The following is a 24,626-nucleotide window of genomic DNA, read 5'->3' on the forward strand; positions in this document are numbered from 1 at the left end:
ATGAATAATTGCGTACGCAATTATATTAACAATTGCTACTATTATCGCTAAATAGTAATAAATTAATAATGCGTCAAATTTTATAGCGTGAATGTATCCTTCAAATCCTAACCTATAGTACAAAATAGGCCCATAAAAAATAGTGAAATTAAAACAGTAATAGATGAAATAGATACTTTTCACCATTTTTTTCTTATAAATTATTAAGAACCATAATAAAAAAACTAAGGTTACAAGTAGAAATAGTGAAAAGTTAATGTTCGCAATATCCATAATTCACTTAATTATTGATTTTTTTTATCTTTTTAAATTCTAAGAACACAAAAAATAATTGGATAATGAATGAAATAAGCGTCGCTACAGCTGCTCCCATTAAAGCATATTTATGTATCAAGAAATAACACAATAGTATATTAATTAGACAACTAAATAATGTTATTGTGGCCAGTTTAACTGTTGCTTTATAATAAAATAGATAATTCACATACAATTTATAAATATTTGAGATCCCATAGCTTATTAATATAACTAAAACAATATTATAGTCGATCAAAAAATCTTTTCCTATTAAATACTTATAAATAAAAGGTAAAGATAGAAAAAGACATAAAACCACGATAATTGTAAATAAAATATAATAAAAATTTATCCTATTTAGTAATGTTGTGGTATTCTTATTGATATTTGCCAATTTTTGAAACAAAAATGGTGTATATGCTTGATTAAAAGAATTACCTACAAAAGACATGACTAGGCCGATTTGATAAGCAACACTATATAATCCAACATAACCTATATCGTAAAAGCTTAAAATAAAGTAGCGATCGGCATAACTCATTAAGTAGCTACTTATACTATGTAGAATAAGAGGACTAGAATAAATAACTCCTTTTTTTAAATAATCTAAATCAATACTGAATGAATATAACTTATTGCTCTTTAAAATACAAACAGCAATAATCGAAAACAAAATTGCTACGAATGTAGCTGTGAAAACTCGAGATTCCCAACTAGTAAATATATACAATAGTATAAAGACAGTTATTGAGAAATCTAAAAAGGTTTTAGTAATTCTAAAAACACCATAGAACTTCGGCTTCTCAATAGCTCGATAGTAGGACAATAAAATTTCAGATATTTGAGAGAAAGTTGCATATATCAGGCTACAACTGAATATAACAAAATAGATCCTTGGAACTTCTATAAAAACATTTATACTCAAGGAAATAATCAACAATACTATTCCAAATATAAAAGTAAAGTTAATAGCAGTTGATAAGAGCTTAGATATATTTACTTCCTTATCATAATAAAATCTTATTACACAAGATGCAATATTCAAACCCACGATTGGAAAAAGGATAAAAGATGTGTTATTAAAAATATCAATTAATCCGTATTGTTCCTTCGATAAAGTTTTAGTTAAAAATGGCAGCAATAAAAATGGTATTGCCGAATTAATTAAATTTAAAATAGTATAGAAACCGATATTCTGCACTATCTTACTCTTCAACAACTTAGCGATACTCAATTTATAGAATATTTTAAGTTAGATGGGTATATGATCCCCAATTCTGTTTCTCTAAAAGAATTCTTATATTGTTTTTCAATATTAAGCCTTCTCTTATTCTTTAGGATATTAAAAAAGTCTCCTTTTTTACTGAAAAAACTGTTTTGTATTCGAATATATGGTTGTCCTTTAGCGGTATTCATCTGAAAAACAATGGAGTTCTTTACTATACTATTCATCATTAAAAAATTAGTATACTGACCGTTAACAAAAATATAGCCAGATTCATCAAAAAAACAATCTCTAATTTCAAGGATAGTATTGTTCGCTGAACCTAAGCCTCTATGCCATAGATTGACCGATTCACCTAATATTTCTTTCTGATTTATATCTCTGCCTTTTACATTTTCAAATTTACAGTTCTTAAATAAAACAGTATTACCCACTTCCAGCCCCTTATTGTAAGAAATAACACGAACATTATGCTGTCCAGAAAAAGAAAACTCACAATCTATAAAAGAAATATTCAAATTTTTAAATTTCTCTGTATCATTAACGATTGCAACATTTGTTTGTGGTGCATTTGTAATTTTACAATTAATTATTTGAACATTTTCAGTGTTTATTATACCTAAATTATTAGCAACAGAAAAGTTCCTAACTTTATTAGACAAGTCTGAGGAAATATTAATATTTCTTAATATAACATTTTTAGCAGAATACGTTTTTCCACGATATACTTTTCTTACATCATAATTTCCTACCCCAAATTCACCATAATAGTGATATCCTGTTATCTTTCCACAAATGTCAATGCAATCCCCAAAATAACCAACATCACCTTTCTTAATTATTTTAGAACGACCATTCTTATCTCCTTCAATTTCAACATTACTTCCCCATATCACAATCGATTTACCATAAATTGCAAATTCACCTTCTGGAAATATAAGTTTACCACCACCAGCATTAATAACTTCATCTATCGATTTTTGGATTATTTCCCAGTTATCAAAAACACCATCTCCAATTACTCCTTTCTCAACCAATTTAATCTCCTTACAATAATATGAAGAAGAGAGAAAAAAACAAACAAGACCAAAAATAAGCTTACGCATAGTTGGGTACTTTAATTGAACATATTTAATAAATATTCTACATAATTCCAATCATCTATTGTATCAATATCAAATGATACATTTCTATCCATTAAATAAGCATATGTCCTATCTGTATAATAATTCGCAGATAATATCGCTTCTTTTTTAAGAATATAAATAGCTCCGTTGGGAAAGTACGTGGGTCTATCTTCAAAATAATCAAGTTGTTCAATAATGCCATCCTTATTTATATGCTTATTCCATTTTAAAGGATGACTTTCTTCAGTAAAAGATATTACAGCATCTGCATCATTACCTTTAAATAATGCAATAGCTTCATCAATATGTCTTGACTCACGAAGTGGTGACGTTGGTTGTAACAAAATACACTCATCATACCTTTGTTTAAAATAATTCTCCGATAAAGTTAAAGTATACTTTATAACATCATTTGAACTTGCTGCATCTGTTGAAAGATAATCTGGTCTCAAGCCTAAAACTTCAGCTCCACACTTAATAGCAATATCAGCTATTTCCTGACTATCAGTACTTACTATAACTTTAGTAATACAATTAGATTTTAGAGCTGCTTCTATCGTATAAGCTATTAATGGTTTACCTCTTAATAATCTAATATTTTTTCCAGGTAATCGCTTTGAACCACTTCTAGCAGGTATAATTGCTAACACAAGTTACAATTTTATATGTTTAATATCTTCCTGAGCTTTCTTAAAATCTTCGTGTTTACCTATATCCAACCAATAGCCGTTGATAGGATAGGTAACGAGTTTCAGGTTCATTTCTAAAATCTTATCCATTAAATCGATAATATCAAAAAAAGTATCTTCAGGAATCATTTTAAGCAATTCTCTTTTTAAGATATAAATTCCAGCATTGGAATAATACGTATATCTTGGTTTTTCTTTCAGCGATTTTACGGCGTTTGCGTTATCTACTTCCAGCACTGCATACGGTATATCGACATGATAAGATGTAGCTGCCACAGCCATATCAGCAGATGATTCCTTGTACATTTTGTAAAAATCAGCAAAATCAATATTAGTAAGTAAATCACTGTTCATGACAATAATATCATCATGTTCGAAGTCTTCAACTAACAAAACCGATCCAATGGTACCTAGTGGTTTACCTTCTTGTACGTACTTTATATTAAGGTTCTTTGAAGAGCCATCCCGAAAATAGTCTCTCAACTGCTCGGCTAAATAATTAACACTGATATGGATGTTCTTTATCCCAACTTTACCTAAACGATCTATATTATACTCAATAATAGGTTTGTCCCCTACTATGAGTAAGGGTTTTGGGGTGTTTTCGGTTAAGGGCCTCAACCGTTTTCCTTCACCACCTGCCATCAAAACTGCATCTGCAGGAATAACGGTTGATGTGGATCTGAAATTAATGATATCTACAATCTGATGCTCATTGTTAAGTACGGGTATAACTTTAAAGTTCTTGGATTTGTATTCCTCCAATTTATTAACAGCGTTCTCACCCACTACAACAAAAGAAGGACTAGGTTGAATGAAAGACAATAAATGATCTTCAAAACCTAAGCCTTTAATGAAGCCACGGCGCAAATCACCATCTGTTAAAGAACCTAATAATTTATTTTCATCATCAACGACAAAAAGGATGGCATCAGATGCTAAAGCATCTAATTTCACTAAAGCCTCTCTTACATTTGACAATGATAAAATAGTATGTTTCTGTATTGTATTCATGATAAATTGTAAAATCTTTTCACAGAATTCAGCTGTATTTGGGTATTGATTTGATTAAAAATCTCAGAAGCGGCACCTCCCTTATCATACGGGTTCTTCACGGAATCAACGTTTTTCAGAAAAGCACTGTCCTGAATTTCTTTAAATCCTCTTTTTATATCTTCTATTGTACAAGCAACATTTATTACACTGGCAGCTTGCATTCTTCCTTTTTGTCTATCGCCAATATTAATGGTTGGCGTTAATAATGAAGGGGCTTCCAATATTCCACTAGAACTGTTCCCAATAATTGCATCACATACTTTAATAACTGATAAAAACCTTAAAGTACCTAACGAACTAAAAGCTTTTGCGATATCTGGATATTTTTTTACAAAATCATCAATCATTTGGTTGATAATTCGTCCATCTGTATCTGCATTAGCTTTAGTAAAAATAAAAAAACTATCCTCTTGTTTTTCAACGACATTCAATAAGTTTTGAAATTGTTCGGCAGACGATAAACTACCTAAAGTTTCAGGGTGAAAAGTAACCTGAAAATTGCATTTTTTAAATTCAATACCTAAATCTTCTTCTAATTCTTCTTTTGAAAGTAATTTCAAATCGCGGATATTATCTAAACCAATCGCTCCTACATTAAAGACATTTTCAGGATTTTCGCCCATCTGAATAACCCGTTTTTTATACTCCTCAGTTGATGTAAAGTGCAGATGGCTCATTTTGGTAATAGCATGTCTAATGGCGTCATCATATGCACCTTCGGTGATTTCACCTCCGTGCAAATGCGCTATCGGAACTCTAAAAATTGTTATAGCAGAAGCAATTGCTAACATTTCATATCGGTCTCCTAAAATAATAACTAAATCGGGTTTAAGCCTTGGTAAGACATCTGCCATCCCTATCAATGCCATTCCCATGGTTTTTGAAATACTTGTAGGTGTATCAGATGATAAAAGTATTTCCATTTTTTCATCAATTACAAAACCATCGTTCTCAATGTTTTTATATGTCAGTCCATATTCAGGTGACATATGGGCACCCGTTGCAATAATCTGTAATTGCAATTGATCTGACTCTTTGATGAGCTGCATCAACGGTTTTAGTAAACCATATTCTGCTCGTGTAGCTGTTATTACACAAATTTTTTTCATATCTCAATTAAATCATCTGGTGCATAATCCCTTGAGGCCACTTTTCCAACTATTTCATCCCATTTCATTGGTGAAATCCCGGTTCCTGGTCTTTTAATGGTCAAATTTCCCTCTGTAAAAACTGCTCCTTTTGAAATTGAAGTTGAAGCAATAATACTTTTGCGTGCGATCTCTATATTCTTTATTTCCGAAGCACTAGGCCTTTTAAGTCCATCGCCAGAAATGGCTTGTTCTATATTACGAATGGCTTTTACCATTTTTATTAACTGAAGTGGCTCCAAAGAGGCAGCGTGATCTGGACCTTCCATTGTGTTATCTAAAGTAAAATGCTTTTCAATTACTGAAGCTCCTAATGCAACTGCAGCTATCGGAACTTCGATACCCAATGTATGGTCTGAATATCCGATATGAGTACCAAACTCCTGCTGTATGGAAAGCATTGCTTTAAGATTTACATCATCCATAGGAGTTGGGTATTCTGTGTTACAGTGAAGAATAGTAATGTCATCTTTTGATATATTTTCTGCGAAAAAGACATTTAGAGCAGCTGTGATATCTTCCATCGTACACATTCCCGTTGAAATAATCACTTTTTTAAATAATTGAGCAGCTTTTCTCAAATAGGGTAGATTCGTGATTTCTCCCGAAGGAATTTTCACTAAATCTAATCCTATTTCTTTTAAATAATGCAGCGAGTCTAAATCAAATGCTGTGGAAAAGAATTGTATGTTTTTTTGATTGCAATAATTAATCAATAACTCGTGATTATCATGCGATAGCTCCAATTTTTTCAACATTTCATACTGCGAGTCTACTGAATCACCTGTATTTTGAATTTGATAATCTGCTTTTTTAGCAGATTTAGAAACTAAATTCTCAGATTTAAATGTTTGAAATTTCACATAATCAACACCAGCATCTACCGCTGCGTCAATAAGTTTGAAGGCATTCTCTAAATTTCCATTATGATTAACACCAGCTTCGGCGATAATTAAAACTTTTTTCATCTATTTAAGTTTTTTTGCAGAATTCCCAACCCATACTTCATTATCAGGAATGTCTTTGATGACAACACTTCCCATTCCAACTATCACTCCTTTTCCAATTCTAATTCCTTGTTTTATGACAGAATTAGCTCCGATAAAGGAATTTTCACCAATATATACCTTTCCTGCTAGAACTGCTCCTGGTGCAACATGTACTCCATTTTCAATTACACATTCATGCTCTACAATGCAACCTGTATTCAAAATACAATTATCACCAATTTTTGCAAAAGCATTAAGAGTGGCATTAGCAGCAATGAAATTCCCTGTCCCAAATATAGCATAATTACTTATGACTGACGAAGGATGAATAACATTTAATATTTGCTTATTTCTAGATGAAATTAAATTTGCCACTTGCTGACGAATTTTATTATCACCTATTCCTAGTATAAATTTATCGACAGAACTCCAATCAAAAGAATCACCTATCTCATTACCTAAATAATTAATATCAAAAGGATTATAAAAAACCTGACTTCTTTCACAATAAAAATTCACTTCCAGCCCCATCTGTTTCGCAGAGTCTAAAACAACAAGTGCATGTCCAGAGTAGCCAATAATTGCTATGGAATTTTTATCTAGCACTACTTGGAATGTTTACGATTCTTTCTTCTAAAAACTCAGCATTCACCTGTGCATCACGTTGACAATTTGCGTACATCGGCAGTCGGTACATTAAATTCCAAATCGGACGTGTCATTATGCCTTGATCGTTTGTATTTTTCAAAAACTCGTCTCTATCCGCTTTGTTACTAAGTTCGACACACATTAACCAGTAATTTGCTTTTGTATCCGCCGTTTCTTGTCTGAATTTAATCTCGGATTCTTTGAAAAATTCAGAGTACTTACTTGCTAAAATTCTCTTATCTTCTAGAAAACCGTTTAGAGATTCCAATTGAGCACATGCTAACGCCGCATTCAGATTAGGCATTCTGAAATTATAACCTAAGTCATCGTGAAAAAACTCGTAAGGATGTGGGCGTTTCGCTGTTGTAGTCAGATATTTTGCTTGAATTCCTAATTCAACATCATTAGTTACAATGGCTCCACCACCGCCGCTCGTGACAACTTTATTTCCATTAAATGAAAAACCACTGATTAACCCAATGGTACCAGTATGTTTTCCTTTATAAAAACTTCCCAAAGATTCAGCAGCATCTTCAACTAAAGGAATGTGCCATTTACTACAAACTGCCATCAATTCATCTAAATGAACGGGGAAACCAAATGTATGCATCGGCATACAGGCTCCAATTCTTCGTCCGGTAGATTTATTGTAGCATCCATCTTCACGAAGTTCACCATTTTCTTCTAAAAAACTTTCAAGTGCTTTAGGTGAAAGTCCCATCGTATCTAAATCAACATCTACAAAGACAGGAACTGCATTATTATAAACAATCGCATTGGCTGTTGCAATAAAGGTAAGAGCTTGTGTGATCACCTCTTCTCCTTTTTTTACGCCTGCCAATCTTAAGGCAACCTGTAAAGATGCAGAACCATTAACTACGGCAACAGATTTTGCAGCGCCAGTTATATCTTGCATCATCATTTCAAACTTGTCAACAAATTCGCCTACTGATGAAACAAAGGTAGAATCAATAGTTTCTGCCAAGTATGCTTTTTCATTGCCTCTGAAACGCGGTTCATGAAGCGGTATAAATTTATCTGAATTAAAATGATCTCTCACAAAAGAGATCATACTTTGAATGTTTTCCATCTTTACATTTTAGAATCTAAATACTTACCAGTTTCCTTATGTCCAAAATTAGGAATCATTGTAAAGAATAAATCTACTATTTCTTCTTTATTCCATTTACGAGCAGCTTTTAATTCACTTAATTTAGTTTCAAACAAATTAAGTTTATCTTCTTCAATATTAAGCTCGTTTTTAATGACTCCTAAATTTTCAAAACGCTCCATATCCAAAATCTCATTAGCTGTAAAGAATTCCTCAAAATCTTTTTCACCTGTTGTATCACTTGATGTAAAAAGGCAAGGCCACTTACCTTGCTGCGGTAGGGTCTCAACTAATTCCCGCGCTTCATCCTCGTCTTTACATAAATATGGTTCGTACCCTTTTTCAGAAAGATACTTAACAGCAATTTCTGCAAATGTAATTAAATGCAGGTTTTCGCTTAGTTTTGGAAAGAATACATCTCTGTTTTCACCAAAGATACAAGACATCAAACATAATTCTCCCGATTCCTTCGGAATGACGAAATATCTCTTTATATCATTTGGCGCTACTATTGGTTGTTTTTTTTCAATACGCTGGTTGAAGCCGTGTAATAATGAACCATCAGAAAATGCAACATTTGCAAAACGAGCTGTTGAAATCGTAATTTGCTTGCTTCTACGCATCAAAAACATTTCCATGATCCTTTTTGATGCACCCATCATATTGACAGGATTTGCAGCTTTATCAGTTGATACACAAAAATATTTTTTAACACCTTTGTCAATCGATTGTTGTAAAGTTTTATCTGTATTAAAAACATTTACATTAATCATTCGCATTAATGTGTAAGCGTCTTTTTCACTACGTACATGCTTTAGTGCTGAAAGATTCAAGACATAATCATAATCGCCATCTTCCTCCCAAAAAGAATCGTATTCTATTGAACCAATATCTAATGCGAAAGTTTGAAAATCACCGCTGATATAGCCAAATGAACTTCTAATATCACGCACCAATTCAACCATATTGTTCTCACTTATGTCTACAACATGTAACTTTTTAGGATTTCGTTTGAAAATTTCCTTTGTTGTTGCTGAACCAATTGACCCTGCACCACCAATTACAAGAAATTTGGAAGAACTGATGATTTTTTGCAATTCAGCTTCATACATCTGAATGTCGTCCTTGAATAATTCCTTTCTTCTGCCAATTAAATTTAGTATATTCATAATTAATTACTGCTACTAATTTTTTTTATATTACAAATCCCAATACGAGGCCGACATACTATACTTTTTTCTTCTTATGACATAAACACGCATCGTACAATGTTAAAGAAACATTAGCATTTACCTCAATTTAATTTTGTATAAATTTTAATTCGACTATTTAAAATTTTGTGTCAAAAATATTTTACATGAATTTTTACATTTATCGTTGGAAAATCTTATAACTAAAGACATTCTTGCATTTTACTATTCCTTTCTTATTCTGTACCCCTCAATCTGAAAGGTAAAAATAATATATTTTCGTAATGCTTGTATTCTTTCAAGTTCTTTATCTTAAAATAGAAGCTCAAATCCAGACTTATTCCTAAATATCTAACTAATTTTATATGATTTCCTTTCCAAGTACCTAACAAAGGTACAAACTTTCATACGAATAAGGTATTGTAATAATATCTGAATCAGGAAATATTTATAGAAGGTCTATTGAACCGTAAGTTCACTTCTCTAAAATGGACTTTCTGCTTTGATTACCATATTAATCATTTCCAAACAAATCTCTGGTGAACACTTTATAAGAGACATCATTCAATTCTTCTGTTAGTCTATTTGAAATTATGACGTCACAATCTCTTTTGAAACTATCTAAATCATTATTAACCTGAGATCCGTAAAATATTTCATCTTCTAAAACCGGTTCATAAACCACAACTTGAATCCCTTTTGCTTTGATTCTCTTCATAACACCCTGGATTGCAGACGCCCTAAAATTATCAGATCCGGACTTCATAATAAGCCGATAAACTCCTACTTTTTTAGGGTTCTTCTTTATGATAGAATCAGCAATAAAATCTTTACGAGTACTATTAGAATCTACAATTGCTTTTATTAAATTGTTTGGTACTTGGTCATAGTTTGCAAGCAATTGCTTTGTGTCTTTTGGCAGACAATATCCACCATAACCGAATGAGGGATTATTATAATGCGAGCCGATACGTGGATCTAATCCCACACCTTCAATTATTTGTTTGCTATCTAGTTCAAAAGTCTGCGCATAACTATCCAATTCGTTAAAATAAGCAACACGGAGTGCCAAAAAAGTATTTGAAAACAATTTTATGGCTTCAGCTTCTGTCGAGTTTGTAAATAACGTAGGGATCTTTTCTTTTACTGCACCTTCCTGCATTAGTCTAGCAAATTCTTTTGATCGTTCACTTATCTCTCCTACGATTATCCTAGAAGGAAACAAATTGTCATACAAAGCTTTCCCTTCTCTCAGAAACTCAGGTGAAAATATCACATTACTGAACCCAAATCTATCTTTAATCATTCTTATAAAACCAACCGGAACAGTGGACTTTACAACGATAATAGCTTCCGGATTAATTTGATTAACCTCGCTAATTACTTTTTCAACACTACTTGTATTAAAATAGTTTGTTGTCTCATCATAATCAGTGGGTGTTGCAACGATGACAAATTTCGCATTCATAAATGCTTCATCTTTATCTAAAGTGGCCTTAAAATTCAGATCCTTATTGGACAAGAAATTTGTTATTTCTTTATCTTCAATTGGTGATATGCCTTTACATAATAAGGCAATTCTTTCTGGAATTATATCTAAAGCAACAACTTCATTATACTGAGCTAATAGAAGTGCATTTGAGAGCCCGACATACCCAGTACCAACTACTGCTATTTTCATATTTTTTGTATTTCTTTTTGACCACTAGAGCAATACGGCAATTTAGATTCGCGCTTTCAGTTTCTCAAAAAAACTTTTCTCCTTTGCACTGTACCCATATCCATACTTATTTCCATATCCGAAGTGTACCTTTGGTACATCGTTTATAACAAAGCCAACATTTTGAATTTTCTTAGAATCAATATTGCTATTTGCAAAATCTAATAATGATTTTTCTGTATACCCCGACCTCGTGACATAAATTGTCGCATCAGCTAAATCTGAAATCAAGAAGGTATCCGTCACAAGCATCAAAGGTGCTGTATCAAAAATGATGTAATCGTAATGCTCTTTCAACTCCTCCAATAGCGAATTGACTCTTCCATTACTCAGAAGCTCTGTGGGGTTAGGCGGAATTGTCCCTGTGTATATTACGTCTAAGTACTTATTGTTTTCAGAAGTATGAATGATTGATTCAAGCTTTGTGGTATCATCATAAAGATACTCTGTAAAACCATTTACGGTTTTAGCAAATGCCCCATACCTTTGAAACTGGGGATTTCTAACATCAGCTCCGATTATCACAACTCGTTTTGTAGGTGAAGCTAAAACCATTGCAAAATTAACGGACATAAAAGTCTTCCCTTCCCCTTTAACTGATGACGTAACAAGGATTACATGACTTGACTTCTTCTTCGGAAGCATAAAGTTCAAATTCGTACTTAGGATTCTGAATGCCTCAGCAAGTGGCGATAGGTCATTCATTTTTACTACTTCTGATTCCCCTTTCTCTACAGACGGTATTTCAGCAAGAACTGGAGATTTTGTTAATTTCTCAATATCGTGTTTAGAATTAAGCTTATTATTGAGTAGCTCAAGTAAATAAATTATTCCAAATGGAATTAGGAGCCCGATCAATATAGCACCTAAATACACGATATTTCTCTTAGGTGATACTGGAGTTGCTGTACTGTACGCTTTGTCAATAATTCTTGCCTTTGGTGCAGTTATAGCAAGGGATATAGCCGTTTCTTCTCTTTTTTGTAAAAGAAGTAAATACAGACTTTCTTTGATTTGCTGCTGACGTTCAATCCCTCTAAATATTTTCTCTAGTGAGGGAATTTTGGATATTTTCCCTGCTACTTTATTTTGTTCCTCCTGATACTCTCTTGTTGATATATTTAAAGCATTACGATTGCTTTGCAAACTTTGTAAAACCGAAGATCGCATCGAAGAAATTTGCTTATTGAGATCAATGATACTTGGGTGCTCGGACGTGGCCGTTTGAAGTAATCTATTTCTTTCCATAACGAGCTGATTATAGGTCATAATGGAACTTGAAGCCTCTGTACTATTAAGCCCTACGTTACTTGGTAGAATTCCTGACTTCTGTCTATTTAAATGGCTAATTAATGCGTTTGTAAGTTCCAATTGCGCGTCAACCTCCAATTGCTTTGAGCGAGCTTGCTGCGCAGTTTGTAGGCTAATTTGAGCTTCAGCCGCTAAATCGGTAATTCCATTTGAAGCTTGGAATCTTTCTTTTTCAGATTCGACGTCACCTAATTCTCCAGCTAGAATATTTATTCTCTCGTCAATAAACTCTTTTGTTTTCTGCGATTCCGAATTCTTATCTGTTATCGCGTCTTCGTTATACGCAAGTACAAGACTATTAATTATGCGTTTCGCTTTCTTTCTTTCTGGATAGTTTACACTTAGTTCAATGACAGAGGTGTTTTTCCCCACAAGATTGGCAACTAAAATCTTTTGCAACTCATTAATCCTACTTTCCGTCTTTGCATAATAAAGTTTCAAATCGGAAACTTTATCCTTATAGTCGAAATCTGGATTTTTAGTTATAATAATATTAGCATACGGAAGTCCAATGGTTTTGTTAAATGTAGTCTTAATTTCATTCTCTAGTTCTTCTGAACTAAGTGTAAGTTCATCGCCATTTATTTGGATTGAAATAGGCAATTGAGGGTCTTTTTCATCAGGCTTCTCTGAAATCACCTTTACTAAGATCGGGGTTGTAGTACTAAACAACTCGGTATTTCTTATATTGGCATCTGTGGTAATCTTTGTCTGCAAGTGATTCTTGGTCACCACTTCTCGCATTAACTTTTTTGATTTGAAAATCTCCAATTCATTATCGACACTCGCTGATTGCATTCCACCTAATCCAGACAAATCCTGCAATAACCCTTCTTCAATTGAAGAGGCTTTTTTTGCATCCTTAATGAGGACAGTGGATGTTGTCTTGTAAATAGGTGTGGTATACCGAAGGTAGATCACAGCGAGTATAAGAATTATAGCAACCGATACCACAAACCATATCCATCTACGTAGATAAGGTTTCAGGAGTTCTTGCAAATTTAATTCACCACCTTGATTGTCTTCGTTATAATTATCTTGATTCATTATGGAACTAATTAAGAATAAGCTTACTATTATTTTCTAACCACCAAAGCAATAATGGTAACTAAAATTGACGCTATTGAAATGTAAAGTGTATTATTAGGATCTCGCTTGGAGATTCTCTCCTGAGTTTTATTCGGTAAGACATAAACTACATCTCCCTGAACTAAATCATAATACGGAGAATTGATAAAATTTGCATCCGTTAAATCAATTCTTGCCTGGGAAATATTTCCATCTTCATTCCTAATAACTAGTACGTCCTCTCGTTTTCCATAGACGGTTAAGTCTCCTGCCATTCCCAGTGCTTCCAGTAAGGTAGCTCGCCCCTCGGGTACTATAAATTTACCAGGACTTCGAACTTCTCCTAAAACAGAAATTCTGTAATTCGAAAGCTTTATATTAACTGAGGGATCTTTAATGTATCGTTTGATTTGAGAACGAAGTGATTCTGCTAATTGATCCACTGTAAATCCCATTGCAGAAACTTTACCTAGTACCGGGAAGTCAATCTGACCATCGGCCTCAATTCTATACGTTGGAGCTACAGTTGCAGTTCTCGTAGCAACCTGATTGCCTGCAGGAGTACTTCCATCTCTAATTGTTTGACCTGAAGAATAATTCTGATTGAATGGTTTTGCGACGTCCACATCTAATGCAGAAACAATAATTTGAACTTCATCTCCAACTTGCAAATGAATCTGCGTATTACTTTTAGATTCGCTCAGCGCTACTTCTTCAATATTTTTCATATAATGAAGTGCATTCTCGTCTTTGTTTGCATCTCTTCCCTCAAACGTTTTGCAGGAAGAAAGCATCAAAAGACCAAATAACAATAAATAAGCGTTTTTCATAGTTTAAGGATATTGTAAAAGTAACTTTTATTTTGCTTTGTAGCTCAATGGAACTATTAAATAATCTAAATTATTTGAGGATCGCAATTAATCTCTCACTAAGATAGAAAATCAAATTAAAAGTGCAATCTATTTTATTCGTTTTTAAATTTATATTATCTAGGAGCTAAAAATTTTTAGCTATGTATCGTCTTTTTAAAAATCACCACTCTCTTACAAATAATATACCATCCTCCGATTAGGAGGGATTCTATTTGCCATCTTAGAGATGCGCATCTAACTCTTCGTAAACAGAGTTGTTACTGATATACTCTGGTACAATTTGTTTTAAAGCTCTTACTACTTCTCTCTTCTCCGGTTTTTGAGATACTGCCACTAACTTCTCAACTTTGTAATTTATTTCCTCATAAATCATCGTTGGATCTTTTGAGATCATTATTTTTTCATTATGTGTAGGAAGAGTTTTGGTATCATCACTTAATAATTCTTCGTATAACTTTTCTCCTGGTCTTAGCCCTGTATAAATAATTTTGATATCTCTGTCCACTTCAAAACCGGACAGCTTAATCATTCTTTTTGCAAGATCTAAGATTTTCATGGGCTCTCCCATATCAAAAACGAAGACCTCACCTCCTTCTCCCATAGTTCCTGCTTGCAATACGAGTTCGCATGCCTCTGGGATGGTCATGAAATACCTGGTGATTTCAGGATGGGTAATTGTAAGAGGTCCCCCTTCTTCAATTTGCCTTTTGAACAAAGGTATTACTGATCCGTTTGATCCGAGTACATTTCCAAAACGTGTGGTGATAAATTTAGTGGTATTTCCTTCAATATTTTGAAGGGATTGAACAAACAGCTCTGCTGTTCTTTTCGTAGCGCCCATGACATTGGTTGGGTTCACAGCCTTGTCTGTAGAAACCATTACAAAACGATTCACTTTAAATTCGCTCGCAAGGCATGCTAAATTTTTACTTCCTAGCACATTCGTAAAAATAGCTTCATGCGGATTTTCTTCTACTAATGGGACGTGCTTATATGCAGCTGCATGGTAGACCATAGAAAACTTATACAACTCAAATACGGAACGAAGTCTTGAGTAGTTTGCCACATCTAACATCACGAATTTGAAATTGATATGGGGATAATCTTTTTTGACTTCATGTTCGATTTCATACAGAGGAGTTTCCGCCTGATCAAGAACGACCACCAGGGCGGGATCAAAGTGCGCAACTTGGCGAACTATTTCACTACCAATGGAGCCTGCTCCACCAGTAATCAAAATATTCTTCCCATGATGTCTTCTCTTCACCTCCTCACTCTCAATCTTTATCGGTCTACGGTTAAGTAAATCTTCAATCTGAAGATTTTTAATCGTATTCCCTAAATCATTCTCTCTTAATTTCTGAACGGAAGGAGCTTTGTATACCAAAATATCTTTCGATAAGAATAAGTTTACCCAATCATTCATTTCCTGGCGAGACATCATTTCTTTGATAACCAAGACTCCATCTATATTTAACTCGTCCTTTGTGAAATTTTCAATTTTATTTTTCGTTAAAATGGGTTTTCCAAGTAGTCTCACTCGATTTGAATCTTGACGCGATGTGAGGAATCCGACCAAATGATAAGGCAAATGAGTATTGTCTAATATAACTCTAGCAATAGCTACAGATTGATCATCTATTCCTAATACAAGAATTCTTTTTTTCGTAGCGCTTCTCTTAAATTCTCTCGCTAACTGAAAAACTTCCTTCACAACAAGTCTGAAAACAAAAAGCATTGTAAACGAGACCGCAAAATAAACAATAAGAACAGGGGTTCTAACCACTTTTACATCTGCGGCAATTGAAGCGATGAAATTAATTAGTTCTAAGACCACTGCACTACAAAAACTTGCAGCAAGTAATTTAAATAAATCAATGAATGTAGAGTGCCTAATAATCCCGGAGTAAGTCTTAAACAGAAACATGAAAAAAACATTCACACCTATTATGAGAAGGTACTTACTAAAAAGGTTTAAGGTATTATAAGGTGATACTCCAAGAGTGAAAAGGATTCCATAAGACATCACTATGGAAACCAAAAGAATGACAACGTCAATAAACAAGATAATCCACCTAGGTAAATAGCGAATCTCAGTCAAGTTTACAACGTTGTCTCCAACATATATTTTTTTCAGAAGCTCCCGGATCGTCTTCATCTTATCATTTGTGTTTTCAAATCTTAATTAGTTTATAGCATCTAAATTTAAGACTTCATGTTTGAGAAAAACCAGGAATATATATTTTCAATCATATATTCATCCTTCGTTTTGCAAATATAGAAGTTATTTTTAATATACTTATGCTCCCATATAACCGAATAATAATTATTAATTCGGTATAACTTGGAACCTAGTTTAGTAATAATTAAATATATTAATACAATTTAACGTTAGCTACCAAATTTCGTGCCTTTGTGTGGGCAAATATACAATTATTCATCTAGGATCGAAAGGAGACATAAAGGAATATAAAGTTATATCCAAGCAAAATTGAAATGCAGTGCATGGTTTCTAGGATATGGTGAAATTCAGTAGAACTTTTAATTCAAAAAATGATTGACAAAAAAACCTACTATCCTGCACGAAGAATAAACGATCCGAGTTCACCCATTCTCGTACTTGTAGAATTTAAATCGACTTTGAAACGGATTCATTTTCGAGATCAAAAATAGTAGTGGATAGAATTACCTCAAACCACTCTTTAAACATCTTTAATGTTCGTTTTTTTGGCCAGTGTCTCATATCATAGCTCCAACCTTGTAACTTGAAGGTGAAAATACTACCGAAATCTTTGTGGAGCCAAACTTCCAAATCTTGACAGTTTTCATTAATTAAAAATACATCTACTTGTTTTCTATAAAGCACTCCGCCATGATCTCAATTGGTATTTCAATTGAATCAATACAGCTGACATTCCGACACAAAGTACTCCATTTTAAGTACAATATATGTTAGTGCGACGAGAAAAAGATGCACTTTCTAAAATACATAAAAACAACTACTTATAAAATTTTTAGAAATAAAAAATTCGGCTTATTTCAGAACTTTGCTTATTTTTGTACTGTTTCCAATTACGAGAACAGAAGGGAAAAGCAGTATTTTAAAACTGAGGCAAAAAAATACTTATATTTAAAATCACGTGCCGCAGCTGATGCCGCTGTGTCAGATTAGAAAATCTCAATTTTAATAAAATGAGTCTTTGCGATTTTAGAAAAGTTGCAGATTGTGCGCAGAGTGATTCATTTTATTTTTCAACAATAATATTCATCAAAAATTAATTCTAATTGAATTTGATGAAGAGGGTGAGGCGACAAACAATTGGCCACGAACCGTCATTAATCACAAACAATTTTTAAAAATAACAACAAACCCTTGAAAAATGGTTGAGCAAAAATCGTCCCATAGAATGGAAACAAATTTTGACATAGATAAAATAATAGACATAGGTACAATCACAAATGAATTTGATTATAATAGAGCACTCATAGCTGACAGACGTTTACGACTTCTAGCAAAAGAAGACATCCGTTTTAAAAAGTTGAGGAGCAAGCTCCGCGACCTAATTGAGGATTACGAAAATAGGGAGTGGAGTGATCTGGAAAACATTGACGACCACAAGATTGAAGAAAGTGAAAAACCTAGCTAAGCAGCCGAATTAGAAAGGCTATTTAAAACAGCACTCTAAATGTATCTATTTAAAAAAATAACTCATGAACACGAAAAATAGACACTATCCCAAAAAGTGTGTAAGTTGAAAAGTATTGGCTTGAGATGTATAATTTAAGCCTATCTTCAAATATAACATAAATTGATTGAGTATGATACCCCAATCTCTAATAGGCATTGTCCATTTTTTTGTTGCTTCATTATTTACACATCAATTTGTCACGGTTCAGGTTTTTATGCTTTGATCGCTACGCTGGTATCCAGTGGAGTCTGCTTAATCATCGCACCTAAAAGGCAAAAGCTAGTTTTAAACCGTACAGCCATTGCAACGCTAAATCTGTGCTTAACTTTGAGCTATATTACAAGTAGGGTGAATTCAACCATTTACGGTATTTTATTTTTTGTAGCTTCCGTAGGTGGAACCGTAGGAAAATACACCTACCTAAATTTCACACGCACAAAATTAACAACTTAGAAAGTGGAGGTCCACAAATCACACTACTACTTCTCTTCCGCCTCCTCAAAACTTTTGATAAGCACATCACTCATTTGATTTAAGAATTTCGTTCGCTCCGTTTTCCGATCTCTAATCTCTCCCAGAGTCTTATGGTAATTTCCAAGATCAATATTAAAGCAGGTTTCGATGGTTTTCACCACCTTAGAAAATTCAACTGCTCCCTGGTTGAAGGCTTTCATTTGCTGTAGTCCATAGAGTAATTCTACTAAGCCTGCTTTTGAAGAGCTCCATTCTAAAGGAGATTTCTGAGATCTAATTTCTTGAAGATATAAATCGTCTAGACCTAAAAGTCTTTGGCTCAAATAAAGTTCGTATTTATCGTTAGCGAGTACGAGAGCGACCAGTCCGTCATGAGACGTAGAAAACCGCTCATCATGACTATGTAATGACAGAGACTGAGTGACATATAGATCGTAACTAGACCTAAGGAAATATTGATCGTCGACATAACTCGCTCCCTTTCTGAAATAAGCTATAAAGTCTCTATTTTCCAGCGCGAATTGTTGAAGGGTTTCCAGTTGCTTTTCAAGCACAACTTTCACATTCTCTTTCCCCGCTTTGGGAATGGTTGATTCTAGTTCAATTATTCTTGATAAAAAAATAAATTCCGAAACAAATTTCGGTTTAATTTTTTTGAAGAACTCAATTTCAAAAGCCATGTTACTAAATACATGGAAATGAACTAGGGATTTAAGTCGTCGGATGTACTCATCCGTTTTCATTAAATTGTATTGATAATTTTCTAAATTCTGTGTACTTTTTGAAAGAGGGTCTACGTCTTCTAGTTCACTGATTAGTTCAAGCCATAAAGACTCTGCCCTTGCCAGTAGTTGGGATGATTGCATGTTGGGTGGTGGTTTGTTTTTCTTCTTGTTTTAGGTTGTGTTTTTCATTGGTTGTGTTTTTATATTTGAGGAAAGTTTTTTCTTTAACCGTCTCGGTCCTTTTTCATTCGTTCATAATATTCTGTTGGAGTGACTCCAAAAAATTCATGAAATAATCGAGTGAAGGTTTGGCGGCTTGTAAAGCCGGCTTGCTCAGCGATTCCTTGAACCGACAAACTCATGAGTGTTGAGGATTTATTTATTTGCCTTGCCGCGTACTCCAATCGGAGTCGATTGATATAAGAACTGAAATTTTCTTTTATTGAAGTATTAATTACGTAGCTAATGAGTCTCGGTGACAATTCAAGCCTTGCAGCGACATCCTCTACTTTAATCCCTTTCTGTACAAAACCCTGATCCTTCTTGAATTGATTTAGTGCATGGATTGCGGTTTTTATTTGATTTTCTGTAAAAGGTTCTGGGGGACCTTTTACTTTTCGCATCGCTCTTAAATAGAGAATTTTTGCCTTCCTTTGTATGTAGGATCTTTTCGGTTTAAAATATATAAGTAAAAAGAGGCCTCCTCCAATGAAGAGAATTATTAAAAGTTGAATCAAACGGTCTGTTAACGATACGGCAATCGTTCCTGATTTAGCCCTGTCAGTAGCAGGGTCAAATTCTCGTAGGACTGCTACTGCCATATAATCCTCCTCCCTATTTTCGATACTATCTAATTTGATTAGTTGTTTTAGATAATAAACCTTCTGCTCATGGTCAGTCTTCGATTCCATGCCTTGGATTAAGTATCGATAATTCAAACGTAGTTCCGGCTCAAAGAAACCATACTTCGAAAACAAGGAATCTACAGCCAAGAAATGCCTTCTGGCATTTGTCTTTTCCTTCATATCTAGACTTGTTTTCCCCAAATAATAGTGAGTCAAGGCAAGCGCCGTAAAATCTTCTTCATATTTAAGAAGGAATAACGCATCAGAAAGAACGGAATGGGAGTTGTTGAAATCCTCAGTGAAAAGCAGATCCATTCCATGGCCTAACAAAAACTTCCCTCTTTCTTCAGAATGGTCCTCTAATCCATTCAACTCTTCAAGCCCTTCGGAAATAAGATGACGAGCTGCTGAATATTCCTTCAAATGACGTTTAACAAGGCTTTGTTGATACAGAGAATTCAGATAACCTGCAGTCATATTGTGACGCTCGTTTAAGTGCAGTTCACCCTTCTCTAAATTTCTTTTGAAATAATCCACGCACTGCGCAAAATGAGAATCAGCTTCCCCGTAAAAACCAAGGTATTTCTTAACTAAGCCAATGTGAAACTGTATTTTATAATTTAAGTAGGAATCTTTTGATTTTTGAACCGCTCTATGGGCTCTTCGGTATTCGTCAAGTGCTTTTCTGTAATCTCGGAAATTGTAATAATAAACGATTCCCTTGCCTAAAAAAGCTTTTGCAATTAAACTATGGTCTTTTGAAAGCTTCGCTGCCACCAAACTGCTGTCCGCGTAGTGCAATTTTACGTCTGTGTCTCCCATAAAATAGACTGCGTCCTCATAAACGTAGGTTAAATGCTGATAATCTTTCTGGAATTTTGCGGCTTTTATGCTCTGATTTAAAGGCACTAGTGCCCTAACGTCATTTTCAGAAAAATGACCGTACAGCTTATCATAATAGTCATAGTTTTTGGTATAAGCTTGCGAAATTGCATAGTTTGAGGCCAAAATTAGGACTAAAGAAGGGAACGGATTACGCATACTCGCACGTATTTGATAAAAATAAAACTTTTTTTCAATTATTTTTCCACTTTTAATATGCTTTGCATAGTATTGCCAAAATACCGCACCTGATTTGATAGGAGCCCACTTTTCATTATTTCTGATGAAAATTCGCCTCAAAAAGGAGGGAACGGATTCTGCATGTGAGGGAACGGATCGTGATCCGTTCCCTACCCTAAAATTTTCATATACCTGAATTACATACATTTACCCCAAGAATTCTATCAAACAAAAAATCAACCGGCCGGGCTAATCTTAAAACATTAACCCATTATGAAAAACCAAACATTTCAATTTGCAGCCTTCAGTGGCTTAGCTTTTATTCTACTATCAACTGTTATATTATCGTGTCAAGATCGCGATTCTATGCCCGCTTCTTTGAAAGCGGAAAATCCTACTGGCACTATTTTAAAATCTCAGGATTTGTTTCTAGAGGATGGCGATAAGGACACGACCAAACTACCCCCGAAAAAGGACAGGCAACATTGGATCGAAACTGAGGGCTAAAAAAAATCCCAAATCTATGAGTACTCATAAACATGGGATTTCTTACAGGGATTTCTTTTGTGAAAAAGATCCTGTTGTAATTCTAACCTACTCTGGACAGAAATGTCCATGTGACGGAACTTGGGAAACGATTGGAACTCCTAAGACTCGAATTGTCCTAGCCAAAGACCAACTCACTCCCACCTATCTGAGAAAGAAAGTCTATTGGAAACTCCGAAAGAGAGGATGAGAAATAGAAGCTATACAAGTCAACTTGGCTGAGTGCTGATTAAATATCCATTGACCGACCGTTAACTCTAAACTCTAAATTTTAAATTAAAAATAATTCATATCATGAAAACCGAGAGATCCATTTCAGTAACACTTTTCAGAGTTTTCTTTGTGGTTCTGTTTACTTATACACTGATAACCAAGTTCATTGATTTTGATAACTTCAAAGCTCAACTTCAGCACGCTCCCATGTTAGCACCTATTGGATTACTTACGGCATACACCGTGTTAATCCTTTTTTTCTTAACGATTCTGCTCCTAAGTATTTCGAGGACAATCGATATGGGACTTTGCTTAACGTTGATTCTTTTGACTCTATTTACACTCTACAATGCAGTCCTATTAATTTTCTTTGAAAACCGACCCTGCAGTTGTATTGGATTCTACGAAAAGTGGTCTTGGAAAGTAAACTTGGGAGTTAACATAGGGTTACTCGTTATAGTATTATACGGCATCCATAAGAGCATTATGAGTTCAATATCTAGACATGATTTAGATTTAGATTTAAACTTAGACTTTGAATTAGACTATGATTTAGACCAAGATTATAGCTTAGACCAAGACTATGACCTAGACCCAGACATTGATTTAGATTTAGATTTAGACTCAGACAAAGACCAAGACTCAGACAAAGATCAGGACAAAGACAAAGACTGAAATCTAGTGCTAAACCTGAAAAAAAATATTGAGAAGGTACGCGTACTTCTTAATTGCATGCTGCAGCATGATTGACACCTGTCAACTGTGAATTCCAGTTGGCTACAATGTACAAGGGAGAACCTATTGTTCTCCCAAATACATAGCAACCGATTGACTAGGAATAGTCAAGTACCAATTTTATCAATATTTATTTTAATTATTAAATTTTTTTACAATGAAAACCATTTCATTTTTAAGAACCAACGCAATGTCGGTAGTCGCCCTGCTAACAGCAGGAATTACAATGTCATTTCAGATGACAGAGAAGGAAGCTGTAGATACAATCTACACTTATAACAGCTCTTCCACTGTGGAAGGAGAATTTGCGAAATCCTCTAATTGGATAATGGTAGTTCAAACACCGCCAACTTGTGACGTTTCTGGTAATCGACCATGTAACATTACTGTACCGGCAGGATTAACTTTGGACTCTCAGATCTCTGATCTATCCAATTCGCAGGTATTAGCAATTCACCCGGATGAAAGAAAGCCATAAGAGCTTTCTAAAATTGCTGCCTTGCAATTCGCAAGGCAGCTTTATTACTACCTAGGATTCTGCTTTATTCCTGAGAGTTTAATTAATTCTTCAGGGATAGCAATCGCATATCTGGGATCATTAGGCGGTAAAGTAAAGTCTTGCCCATTAAGGGTCCTCTTTAAGGTGATGTTCGAACCATCACGATTATATCTCTTAATGTCAGGCCAACGTAAGCCTCTAATTAACAGTTCTTTTCTACGTTCCTCCAAAATGATTTCTAATGCTTGATCTTGGGTTGATGACGTAAACGGTACATATGTCCCTGGCACCCATCTCCACTTTAACAAATCATTTAAAACTACCATAGCTTCAGAGACTTTATTTTTTCGAGCAAGAGATTCAGCTCTAATTAAATACATTTCACTTACACTTGCGGAACCGTTTGGTCCATTACTTCCAGCACTGTAACCTTTAAAATATACTTCACCTTCATTAGCAGAATAGAAATACAATTGCTTTCGCAGATCATTATCGTCATATTTCTCGTAAAGACTATTCACAATTCTAGCTGGCCGCAAATGATATTGATAATCCATAAGGCACCAGAAGAGAACCTCTTCATTCATATCATTGAATGGATATGCAGCATTTACATCCAACTTGGAATAATCCATCAATGTGTTTGTAATCGATAATGCCCTTTCAGAATATAGCAATGATCGATCGTAATCACCCATATATAAATATGCTCGAGCAAGTAAACCAAGTGCCGCTGGTCGTGAGGGTCGTAACTTTGAAAATTCTTCGTCTTTCAAATAAATAGCTGCTTCCTCCAAATCTTTAATTATCTGATCATAAGTCTCTTTTAGACTAGCTCTTTTTGAAGGTATATTCATATCCGGATCCAATCTCAATGGCAAACCAAGAGTTTCAGATGCCGTTTTCTGATCATATGCAACGCACCAAATTTGCACAGCATCAAGATATCTAGCTGCTCTTAGAAATAATGCTTGTCCTTTAATATAATCAGCTTCTGCACTTTTAACTCCGAGCGTTTCTAAATTAGAAAGTGCGGAATTGGACGTGAAAATAGCACGATAGGTGTGAAACCAAGTATTGCCTAGAGAGGATGACTTCGACACATTATCTGCCATCCATGTATACAGTCTTTTATCTTCTTCAAAATTAAGACTGTTATAGTGATCATCTGTTAGATAAAAATCATCTGAACTTGTTTCACCGTCAGCTGCAAACAATGTATTGAGAGTTCCAAAGCCATCAAGGAGAGCTTGAATATCACTCAAATCTTGAATTATCGTTAATTTGGAGTCTGACTTTTCATTTAAGAAATCTCTACAATTTGTTAATTGGAAACAGACAAAAACACAGAAAAGAAGTTTGAAGTATTTTTTCATAATAATTACTT

The 24,626-nt window shown here is 34.2% G+C and carries 21 protein-coding genes; 5 read left to right on the forward strand and 16 right to left on the reverse strand.

Annotated features, from left to right (window positions below; all coding sequences use genetic code 11):
* Positions 1-280: 280 nt before the first annotated feature.
* The 13 genes from AC3IRX_RS04470 to AC3IRX_RS04530 all read right to left on the reverse strand — a co-directional run bounded on the left by AC3IRX_RS04470 (position 281) and on the right by AC3IRX_RS04530 (position 16,609).
* Positions 281-1,531 carry a lipopolysaccharide biosynthesis protein gene (locus AC3IRX_RS04470; RefSeq protein WP_489211272.1) on the reverse strand — a complete coding sequence of 417 codons (1,251 nt, stop codon included), beginning with the start codon at positions 1,529-1,531 and terminating at the stop codon, positions 281-283.
* The gene (locus AC3IRX_RS04475) at positions 1,528-2,628 is read right to left on the reverse strand and encodes a hypothetical protein (RefSeq protein ID WP_489211274.1); all 1,101 of its coding nucleotides are present in this window, start codon (positions 2,626-2,628) and stop codon (positions 1,528-1,530) included. The genes AC3IRX_RS04470 and AC3IRX_RS04475 overlap by 4 nt, the downstream gene beginning before the upstream one ends.
* 11 nt (positions 2,629-2,639) lie before the next feature.
* Positions 2,640-3,299: an acylneuraminate cytidylyltransferase family protein gene (locus tag AC3IRX_RS04480; protein WP_489211275.1), complete on the reverse strand. Its 660-nt coding sequence runs from the start codon at positions 3,297-3,299 to the stop codon at positions 2,640-2,642.
* Between the two features lie 3 nt (positions 3,300-3,302).
* Positions 3,303-4,352 (reverse strand): nucleotidyltransferase family protein, encoded by a 1,050-nt coding sequence (locus tag AC3IRX_RS04485; RefSeq protein WP_489211276.1) that lies wholly within the window; start codon positions 4,350-4,352, stop codon positions 3,303-3,305.
* Positions 4,349-5,503, reverse strand: coding sequence for a UDP-N-acetylglucosamine 2-epimerase (gene neuC / locus AC3IRX_RS04490; protein WP_489211277.1), 1,155 nt, complete (start codon positions 5,501-5,503; stop codon positions 4,349-4,351). Before neuC ends, AC3IRX_RS04485 begins: the two co-directional genes overlap by 4 nt.
* Positions 5,500-6,510, reverse strand: a complete 1,011-nt coding sequence (gene neuB / locus AC3IRX_RS04495; RefSeq protein ID WP_489211279.1) for an N-acetylneuraminate synthase — start codon at positions 6,508-6,510, stop codon at positions 5,500-5,502. The genes neuC and neuB overlap by 4 nt, the downstream gene beginning before the upstream one ends.
* A complete protein-coding gene (locus AC3IRX_RS04500; RefSeq protein WP_489211280.1) occupies positions 6,511-7,137 on the reverse strand; it encodes an acetyltransferase in 627 nt (208 codons plus the stop codon).
* Positions 7,127-8,269: a LegC family aminotransferase gene (locus tag AC3IRX_RS04505; RefSeq protein ID WP_489211281.1), complete on the reverse strand. Its 1,143-nt coding sequence runs from the start codon at positions 8,267-8,269 to the stop codon at positions 7,127-7,129. The genes AC3IRX_RS04500 and AC3IRX_RS04505 overlap by 11 nt, the downstream gene beginning before the upstream one ends.
* 2 nt (positions 8,270-8,271) lie before the next feature.
* Positions 8,272-9,459 carry a UDP-N-acetylglucosamine 4,6-dehydratase gene (locus AC3IRX_RS04510; RefSeq protein WP_489211283.1) on the reverse strand — a complete coding sequence of 396 codons (1,188 nt, stop codon included), beginning with the start codon at positions 9,457-9,459 and terminating at the stop codon, positions 8,272-8,274.
* Between the two features lie 535 nt (positions 9,460-9,994).
* Positions 9,995-11,161: a nucleotide sugar dehydrogenase gene (locus AC3IRX_RS04515; protein WP_489211284.1), complete on the reverse strand. Its 1,167-nt coding sequence runs from the start codon at positions 11,159-11,161 to the stop codon at positions 9,995-9,997.
* A 42-nt stretch (positions 11,162-11,203) separates the two neighbouring features.
* Entirely contained in the window at positions 11,204-13,558 is a 2,355-nt protein-coding gene (locus tag AC3IRX_RS04520; protein ID WP_489211285.1) for a GumC family protein, read from the reverse strand.
* A 29-nt stretch (positions 13,559-13,587) separates the two neighbouring features.
* Positions 13,588-14,409, reverse strand: a complete 822-nt coding sequence (locus AC3IRX_RS04525) for a polysaccharide biosynthesis/export family protein (protein WP_489211286.1) — start codon at positions 14,407-14,409, stop codon at positions 13,588-13,590.
* Between the two features lie 262 nt (positions 14,410-14,671).
* Positions 14,672-16,609, reverse strand: coding sequence for a polysaccharide biosynthesis protein (locus tag AC3IRX_RS04530; RefSeq protein ID WP_489211287.1), 1,938 nt, complete (start codon positions 16,607-16,609; stop codon positions 14,672-14,674).
* A gap of 1,249 nt (positions 16,610-17,858) precedes the next feature.
* On the opposite strand from AC3IRX_RS04530, the gene AC3IRX_RS04535 reads away from it, so the two are divergent.
* The gene (locus AC3IRX_RS04535) at positions 17,859-18,098 is read left to right on the forward strand and encodes a hypothetical protein (RefSeq protein WP_489211288.1); all 240 of its coding nucleotides are present in this window, start codon (positions 17,859-17,861) and stop codon (positions 18,096-18,098) included.
* 521 nt (positions 18,099-18,619) lie between these two features.
* Here the strand turns inward: AC3IRX_RS04535 and AC3IRX_RS04540 are convergent.
* Complete coding sequence (locus AC3IRX_RS04540) at positions 18,620-19,480, reverse strand: RteC domain-containing protein (RefSeq protein WP_489211290.1); 861 nt, start codon at positions 19,478-19,480, stop codon at positions 18,620-18,622.
* 83 nt (positions 19,481-19,563) lie between these two features.
* Entirely contained in the window at positions 19,564-21,225 is a 1,662-nt protein-coding gene (locus AC3IRX_RS04545; protein ID WP_489211291.1) for a helix-turn-helix domain-containing protein, read from the reverse strand.
* 294 nt (positions 21,226-21,519) lie between these two features.
* Here AC3IRX_RS04545 and AC3IRX_RS04550 point away from each other — a divergent pair, with 294 nt between their 5' ends.
* The 4 genes from AC3IRX_RS04550 (at position 21,520) to AC3IRX_RS04565 (ending at position 23,218) form a co-directional block, all read left to right on the forward strand.
* Complete coding sequence (locus AC3IRX_RS04550) at positions 21,520-21,753, forward strand: hypothetical protein (RefSeq protein WP_489211292.1); 234 nt, start codon at positions 21,520-21,522, stop codon at positions 21,751-21,753.
* 16 nt (positions 21,754-21,769) lie between these two features.
* Positions 21,770-21,982 carry a hypothetical protein gene (locus tag AC3IRX_RS04555; RefSeq protein ID WP_489211293.1) on the forward strand — a complete coding sequence of 71 codons (213 nt, stop codon included), beginning with the start codon at positions 21,770-21,772 and terminating at the stop codon, positions 21,980-21,982.
* Between the two features lie 104 nt (positions 21,983-22,086).
* Positions 22,087-22,680 (forward strand): MauE/DoxX family redox-associated membrane protein, encoded by a 594-nt coding sequence (locus AC3IRX_RS04560; protein ID WP_489211294.1) that lies wholly within the window; start codon positions 22,087-22,089, stop codon positions 22,678-22,680.
* Between the two features lie 217 nt (positions 22,681-22,897).
* Positions 22,898-23,218 (forward strand): hypothetical protein, encoded by a 321-nt coding sequence (locus AC3IRX_RS04565; protein ID WP_489211295.1) that lies wholly within the window; start codon positions 22,898-22,900, stop codon positions 23,216-23,218.
* Positions 23,219-23,265: 47 nt separating this feature from the next.
* On the opposite strand, the gene AC3IRX_RS04570 is transcribed toward AC3IRX_RS04565, so the two are convergent.
* On the reverse strand, positions 23,266-24,615 hold the full coding sequence (locus AC3IRX_RS04570) for a RagB/SusD family nutrient uptake outer membrane protein (RefSeq protein ID WP_489211296.1): 1,350 nt from the start codon (positions 24,613-24,615) through the stop codon (positions 23,266-23,268).
* Between the last annotated feature and the right edge of the window lie 11 nt (positions 24,616-24,626).

It is taken from the genome of Epilithonimonas sp. KH_059 (genome assembly GCF_057838485.1).